The organism is Corallococcus terminator (assembly GCF_003611635.1).
GTDB classification, from domain to species: Bacteria; Myxococcota; Myxococcia; order Myxococcales; family Myxococcaceae; genus Corallococcus; species Corallococcus terminator.
Genome location: NZ_RAVZ01000107.1, coordinates 20,520 through 27,768 on the forward strand (window position 1 = coordinate 20,520; position 7,249 = coordinate 27,768).

At 69.3% G+C, this 7,249-nt stretch carries 8 protein-coding genes; 3 read left to right on the forward strand and 5 right to left on the reverse strand.

The window, feature by feature from the left end; all coding sequences use genetic code 11:
• Positions 1-22: 22 nt before the first annotated feature.
• The 3 genes from D7V88_RS17150 to D7V88_RS17160 all read left to right on the forward strand — a co-directional run bounded on the left by D7V88_RS17150 (position 23) and on the right by D7V88_RS17160 (position 2,747).
• Positions 23-1,279, forward strand: coding sequence for an MFS transporter (locus D7V88_RS17150; RefSeq protein ID WP_120541722.1), 1,257 nt, complete (start codon positions 23-25; stop codon positions 1,277-1,279).
• A gap of 170 nt (positions 1,280-1,449) precedes the next feature.
• Positions 1,450-2,226: a hypothetical protein gene (locus D7V88_RS17155; protein ID WP_120541723.1), complete on the forward strand. Its 777-nt coding sequence runs from the start codon at positions 1,450-1,452 to the stop codon at positions 2,224-2,226.
• 161 nt (positions 2,227-2,387) lie between these two features.
• Positions 2,388-2,747 (forward strand): GFA family protein, encoded by a 360-nt coding sequence (locus tag D7V88_RS17160; protein WP_120541724.1) that lies wholly within the window; start codon positions 2,388-2,390, stop codon positions 2,745-2,747.
• A 24-nt stretch (positions 2,748-2,771) separates the two neighbouring features.
• Here the strand turns inward: D7V88_RS17160 and D7V88_RS17165 are convergent, their stop codons facing one another.
• The 5 genes from D7V88_RS17165 to D7V88_RS17185 form a co-directional block, all read right to left on the reverse strand.
• Positions 2,772-3,206 carry a hypothetical protein gene (locus D7V88_RS17165; RefSeq protein ID WP_120541725.1) on the reverse strand — a complete coding sequence of 145 codons (435 nt, stop codon included), beginning with the start codon at positions 3,204-3,206 and terminating at the stop codon, positions 2,772-2,774.
• A gap of 33 nt (positions 3,207-3,239) precedes the next feature.
• Positions 3,240-4,391, reverse strand: coding sequence for a zinc-dependent alcohol dehydrogenase (locus D7V88_RS17170; protein WP_120541726.1), 1,152 nt, complete (start codon positions 4,389-4,391; stop codon positions 3,240-3,242).
• A 73-nt stretch (positions 4,392-4,464) separates the two neighbouring features.
• Positions 4,465-5,160 carry a DNA-3-methyladenine glycosylase family protein gene (locus D7V88_RS17175; RefSeq protein ID WP_120541729.1) on the reverse strand — a complete coding sequence of 232 codons (696 nt, stop codon included), beginning with the start codon at positions 5,158-5,160 and terminating at the stop codon, positions 4,465-4,467.
• 57 nt (positions 5,161-5,217) lie between these two features.
• Positions 5,218-5,706, reverse strand: coding sequence for a hemerythrin domain-containing protein (locus tag D7V88_RS17180; RefSeq protein WP_120541727.1), 489 nt, complete (start codon positions 5,704-5,706; stop codon positions 5,218-5,220).
• Between the two features lie 82 nt (positions 5,707-5,788).
• Positions 5,789-7,249 (reverse strand): FAD-dependent oxidoreductase (locus D7V88_RS17185; protein WP_244238195.1); only part of this gene is annotated, 1,461 nt, incomplete at its 5' end.

Sequence of the window (7,249 nt, forward strand, 5' to 3'; positions counted from 1 at the left end):
AGTATAGGCTGCCCCCACGACCATGCGACGCATCCCGTCCCGGCTGTGGCTGTTGTGCGCCCTCTACTTCGTGCAGGGACTTCCGTTCGGCTTCCAGGTGACAGCGCTGCCCGTCTTCCTGCGCACGCGCGGCGTCTCCCTGGCCGCGCTGGGCTTCGCGGGTGCGCTGTCGCTGCCGTGGATGCTCAAGGCGCTGTGGGCCCCGCTGGTGGACCGCTACGGTTCCCAGCGCGTGGGCCGGCGCCGCTCCTGGATATTGCCCATGCAGGCGGGCCTGGCCCTGGCGTGCGTGGGCGCTGCCTTCGCCGCGCAGCGAGACTCGCTGCCGCTCTTGCTGGGCCTCATCTTCGTGATGAACCTCTTCGCCGCCACCCAGGACATCGCGGTGGACGGCTTCGCGGTGGACCTGCTGCGGCCGGAGGAGCTGGGCCCGGGCAACACCGCGCAGGTCGTGGGCTACAAGCTGGGCATGCTCACCGGCGGCGGGCTGCTCGTGTGGGCCAGCTCGCGCATCGGCTGGTCGGGCCTGTTCCTCGTCATGGCCGCGCTGTGCCTCACGGTCTTCACCGTCGTCCTCTTCGTGCGAGAGCCGCCCCCCCGAGCACAGGAGGCCCAGGAGGGCCCTGACGCGCCGAAGCTGGACTGGCCCGCGCTCTTCGCGCGCCTCAAGTCCGCGCTCACCGTGCCGGGCACCGGGTGGCTCCTGCTCTTCATCGGCACGTACAAGCTGGGCGAGTCCATGTCCGACGTCCTCTACAAGCCCTTCCTCGTGGACTCAGGCTACACGCCCGCCCAGATTGGCCTGTGGGTGGGCACGTGGGGCACCGCCGCGTCGCTCATCGGGTCCACCTGCGGCGGCCTGCTCGCCGCGCGCCTGCCGCTGCTGGGCGCGGTGGCGCTCACCGGGACGCTGCGCCTGTTGCCCCTGGCGGGACGGTGGCTCCTCACGCAGGTGGGCGTCAGCGACGCGGGCGTGCTGGGCGTCACCCTCACCGAGGAGTTCTTCGGCGGCGCGCTCACCACGGTGATGTTCGCCTTCATGATGTCGCGCACCGACCGCCGCATCGGCGCCACGCACTACACACTGCTGGCCAGCGTGGAGGTCGCGGGCAAGGCCCCCGCCGGGCCGCTCGCGGGACTGCTCGCGGATCCGAAGTTCGGCGGCTGGGGCTATCCGAACGTGTTCCTGCTGGGCGTCGCGCTGTCCGCCGCGTTCCTCGCGCTGCTCGCGCCCCTGCGCCGCAACAGCCCCGCGCCCACGGCCCAGCCCGTGCCGTGAAACATTTCCGTCACGCCGGTCGCCCTTCATCACGGACGTGTCACGAGGCCACGTGTCACCGGAACCTCACGGCGGACCTGTCAGGGGCGCGTGGTACTTGCCACCGCGTCGTCTGATGTTCCCCCCGAACGTGGGCGCCGGTCCCCGGCCCCGCGAATGAAGAGGTTCACATGATGAACAAGTCGATGAAGTCGCTGCTGGGCGGGCTCGTCCTGCTCACCGCGCCGACGGCGCTCGCCACGTCCACCACCAGCATCCCCGCCTTCGAGGCGAGCATCACCACCGCGCGCGGCACCACCAGCCCCGGCGGCGCCACCGTCCTCCGCTCGGAGATCAAGACCGCGCTCGACGCGTTCCTCAACGACACCGGCGGCTTCACGGGCGTGGACAGCGCCGAGCGCGCGTACCTCACCACCCGCCTCAACGACACGCCGTTCCAGCAGTCGCTGACGGGCACCGCGGCGAAGTACTTCGCGGACTTCTACGAGCTGAACGACGCGAGCGCGGTGGGCGCGCCCCTGTACCTGAGCCCCGTCGCCGGCACCGCCGCGTCGCTGTACGGCGCCACCGGACCGCTGGCGAACTCCTCGCGCATCCAGGAGGGCTACATCGCCAACGGGCAGGGCATCGCGAACCAGGCCACCCTGGGTGAAGCGTTCAGCTCCTACTTCGGTCCGCAGAGCAGCGCCTTCGCGCCCATCACCGTGAAGGAGCTCATCGCGACGCTCAGCGCGGGCACCGTCTCCGGCACGCCGACGGTGGACGAAGTGGAGGGCGCGACGGCCTACATCACGGCCATCTCCCGCAACAGCAACCGCCTCTACATCACCGGCTGGAGCTGCCGGGGCTGCGGCGCGCCGGGCTGGACGGGCGGCTACGTCATCGCCGCGGTGAGCACCGACCGCCGCTTCGTGCGGATGGTCTCCGTGATGACCGCCTCTGACTGACGTGAAGCCCTGACGCACCGCCGCAAAAGCGCCCCGGGACCCGCGTTCCTCCCGGGGTCGCTTGCGGTCCCCGCCGCCTCTGTCGTTGATTCGCGCCACGGTCCGGGTGGGCGGAGCGCACGCTCCGGCCCGGCCCCCAACACACTCCTGGAGGAAGCGACATGGCGGAGATGAAGACGTACGCGGGTGCATGCCACTGTGGACAGGTCAAGTACGAGGCCCAGACGGACCTGGCACAGGTGGTGAGCTGCAACTGTTCCATCTGTCACAAGCGCGGCCTGCTGCTGACCTTCGTCCCCCCGGAGCAGTTCAAGCCCCTGGCCGGCGTGGACAACCAGAAGCTCTACCAGTTCAACAAGAAGGTCATCGACCACCTCTTCTGCTCCAACTGCGGCGTGGAGTCCTACGGCACCGGCATGGGCCCGGATGGCAAGCGGATGTTCGCCATCAACGTGCGCTGCCTGGACGGCGTGGACCTCTCCACGCTCACCCCCATGCCCTACAACGGCCGGGACGCGTAAGGCCCCCCGGCGCGGCCTGCCGCCTCAAGCGCGGCGGGCCCGCCACATCAGGCCGGCGGCGAGGACCACGGCCGTGGGCGCGGCCCAGGGAAGCGACTTGCGCAGGCGGTGCTCCCAGACGTCCACCCGGTCCGCCAGGAGCAACAGCATCCAGTGCGAGGGAACGTGGTCCGGCTTGCCGTAGGCGGCCCTTCGCAGCAGGCCGCTCAGCCCCTGGGGAGGCTGGGCGGTGCCGAACACCGGAGGCATCTGCCTGCGGCCCGCGTGCTTGTACACCGGCACGTCCGCGTGCTGGGGCACGATGGGCACGCGCGCCCCCGCCAGTGGCTGCGGCACGGTCTCCATTGGGACGCCCGGGCGCTGGGACGGGTCCAGGTCCACGGCGATGTCCGTCGACTTCGGCTTCGACTTCGCCCGGGGCTTCGCGGTGCCTGGCTTGCGAGGTGTCTTCTGGGGCATGGAAGGCTTCCTGGTGGTTGAAGCGGGTTCAGGTCAGGCGTGGCCGTGGGGCATGAGGACGCACTTGATGCACCCGTCCTGCTTGTCGGAGAACAGGTCGTAGGCTTCCGGCGCCTGCTCCAGCGGGAAGCGGTGGGTGATGATGGCCTTCGCGTCGATGCGCCCCTTCTGGATGTGCTCCAAGAGGTGCGGCATGTAGCGCCGGGTGTTCGCCTGGTTCATCCGCAGCGTCAGGCCCTTGTTCATCGCGGTGCCAATGGGGATGAAGTTCCACGGCGGCCCGTACACGCCGATGATGGAGATGTTGCCGCCCTTGCGCACGCTGTTGATGCACCACTGGATGACGGTGGGCGCGCCGGCCTCCAGCTTCAACCCCAGGCCCAGCACGCGGTGCGCGCGAGAGCCTTCCGCCTCCATGCCCACCGCGTCGATGCAGACGTCCGGGCCGCGGCCTTCGAACATGTCCTTCAGGTGCAGGACGATGTCGTCCACGTGCTTGAAGTTCACCGTCTCCACGTTGGCGAACCTGCGCGCGAACTCCAGGCGGTACGGCAGGTGGTCCACCGCCACCACGCGGCCCGCGCCCATCAGCCACGCGGACTTCATCGCGAAGAGACCCACGGGGCCCGCGCCGAACACCACCACCGTCTCCCCTCCCTTGATTTCCCCCATCTCCGCGGCCTGGTAGCCGGTGGGCAGGATGTCGCTCAGGAAGAGGACGGACTCGTCGTCCATGCCGTCCGGAATCTTCATGGGTCCCACGTCCGCGAAGGGCACGCGCACGTACTCGGCCTGCCCGCCGTCGAAGCCGCCGGTGGTGTGCGAATAGCCATACACGCCGGACGCCACGTCGCTGCCCGGGTTGCTGTTCTCGCAGTTCCCGGTGAGGCCGCGCTGACAGTAGAAGCAGGTGCCGCAGGAGATGTTGAAGGGCACCACCACGCGGTCGCCCTTCTTGAGCTGCGCCACTTCGCCGCCCACCTCCTCCACCACGCCGGTGAATTCGTGGCCGAAGGTGCAGCCCACGCGCGTGTCCGGCACCAGCCCGTGGAGCAGGTGCAGGTCGGAGCCGCAGATGGCGGCGCGGGTCACCTTGAGGACCACGTCCTGGGGATGCTCGATGCGCGGGTCGGGCTTCTGCTCCACCTGGACGCGGTAGGGACCTTGATAGGTGAGTGCACGCATGCGCGGTGATTCCTCCGTCCCCAAGGGGTGAGGACGGCCGCGCGTCACGACAAGGGACGGTGCGCTCCCAGCCCTAGCTCGCCGGGCTGCCCTGGGGCGGAGCGAAGGTGCCCACGGGCAGGTCCGCCGCCCGCCACAGGTACCAGCTCACCACCGTGCGGTACGGGCGCCAGCGCTCGCCGTAGGCCAGGAGCGCCTTGGGCTTGGGCATCTCCTTCAGGCCGTTGAGCACCATGAAGCCCTTGCGCACGCCGTAGTCGTCCACGGGCAGGATGTCCGGCCGGCCCAGGCGGAAGATGAGCAGCATCTCCACGGTCCACTGGCCAATGCCTCGCACCTGCGTGAGGTGTTCAATCAGGTCCGCGTCGGACATCCGGCGCACGCGGGCGAGCGTCGGCACGGTGCCATCCACCGTCTTGCGCGCCAGGTCCTGGATGGCCAGCAGCTTGTTCGCGGACAGGCCCGCTTCGCGCAAGGACAGGTCCGGCACCGCGAGCAGCTTCTGGGGCGTGAAGCCCCTGCCCTGCCCCACGCGTTCGCACACGCGGCCGAAGATGGTCGCCGCCGCGCGGCCGTGGAGCTGCTGGTAGACGATGGAGTGCGCCAGTGCCTCGAAGGGGCTGTGCAGGGGGCTGCGCTCCATGCGGAAGGGGCCCACCGTCTTGAAGAGGGGCCCGAGCGTCGGGTCGGCCTTGAGGAGCGAGCGCCGCACCGAAGGCGTGTACGCGTCAGGGAGCAACGAAGGGGACGGGGCGGGAGCGCGCGGCATGGACCGCATGCTGCCCGGCCCCGTGCCACGCGCAACCCCGTTCCCACGCGCTCCGGTTCAGATGGGCGCGGCGCGGTCGGTCTCCTCGGGCACGTCCATGCGCGGCTCGCCTTCCATCAGCGAGTCGAACTCCTCCTCCATCTGGACGCCCAGGTCCTCCAACTGCTCCTTGGTCATGAGCTTGCGCGCGGACTTGAAGAGCTCCTTCTCCTCCTCCTCGACGTGGTGCTCCACGTTCTCCTGGAGGACCTTCATCTTGGCGTCGAATTCCTCGTCGTCCGCCTCCATGTCCAGCAGGTCCGCGATGAGGCGCTTGACGACGAGGTGCTCCTCGACGGCTTCGCGCAGCTCGTCCTCGGTGTCCTCCTTCTTGAGCGCCGGATAGAAATACAGCTCTTCAATCTTCGCGTGCGCGCCCAGGCGGTCCGCCACCTGCTCGAAGATTTCCTGGCGCTGCTCGTCGTCGTGGTCCTTGAGCTTCTCGTACCGCTTGAACAGCTTGGACACTTCCTCGTGCTGCTGCTTGAGCAGTTCCAACGCGTTCATGTCGTCCCCCAGGACAGGTGAAAGTCAGGTGCTGATAGATGGGGGTGCAGGCCCGTGAATGGAAGCCTCCCACCCACACTTCTCACTTCACCGGCAATTTCCGCGACGGCAGGTCCTTCAGCGCGGGGCCGTTGAGCACGCGGCCGGTGGGGCTGAAGCGGCCACCGTGGCAGGGGCAGTCCCAGGAGCGCTCCGCGTTGTTCCAGTGCACGTGGCACCCCAGGTGCGTGCACACGGGAGACACGGCGTGCGCGGTGCCATCGTCCTCGCGGTAGACGGCCACCTTGTGGCCCTCCACTTCCAGAATCTTCCCTTCGCCCGGGGCGACGTCCGCCAGGTGGTGACCGTCCGGCCTGGCCAGGCGGTCCGCGACGAAGCGGAAGGCCACGTCCGCGTTCTCCTGGATGAAATCCTTCGCGCTGGCCTTCGGCTTCACGCGGCCCGGGGCGTACAGCGCGGCGTAGGGGTCCTCGTTGCCGAGGATGAGGTCCGACACCACCATGCCTGCCAGCGTCCCGAACGTCATGCCCGTGCCGGAGAAGCCCGTGGCCACGTACACGTGACGGCGGCCCACGTTGCGACCGATGAAGGGCAGGCCGTCCGCGGGTTCGATGATCTGCCCCGACCAGCGGTGGGTGAGGCGCTTCACGGGCAGGTGTCTCACCGCGTAGTCCTCCAGCGCGGTGAAGCGCGAAGCGGTGTCCTCCTCCGCGCCGACCTTGTGGTCCTCGCCGCCCACGATGACGTACGGCACGCCGTCCACCTGCTGCGTGCGGATGTAGTGATAGGGCTCCTGGCTGTCGTAGTACTGGCCCGCTTCCAGGGGCCCCTCCAGCGGCCCCGCCACGGCATAGGTGCGGTAGGCGTAGAGCTTGGTGTGCATCGCCACGCGGTTGAGCGGCGTGGTGGTGGCCTCCACCACGGCCTGGGCGGTGACGGTGCCCCGCTCGGTGACGACGCGGCAGGGCGCACCGTCATGGACCTCCACCACCTTCGTGTTCTCGAACAGGTGGCAGCCGTCGCCAGGGATGGCGTCCGCGAGCGCGAGCAGGTACTCGCGCGGGTGGAACAGGGCCTGGTCCTCCACGCGCAGCGCGCCCTTCACCGGGAAGGGCAGCGGCACGTCCTTGGTGAAGGAGGCCAGCAGCCCCACCTGCCTCGCGGCGGAGACTTCAAGCACCAGGTCGCGCAGCTCCCGGTCGGTCCGCGCGTACTTGAAGGCCGGCACCCGGCTGAAGCCGCAGTCGATGGAGAGCGACTCCACCAGGGATGCAATCTGTTCGATGGCGGCCCGGCTGGAGGACGCGGCCAGGTGCGCGCCCTTGTCACCGAAGTCCTGGATGAGCGTGGTGTACGGCGTGTCCAGGAGCTCCGTCAGGTGCGCGGTCGTCTGCCCTGTCTGGCCGGAGAGGATGCGGTGCATCTCCAGCACCGCGACCTTCTTGCCGGCGCGCTTGAGCAGCCAGGCCGTCGTCAGCCCCGCGATGCCACCTCCGATGATGGCCACGTCCACCGAGAGGTCGCCCGGCAGGGAGGGGAAGTC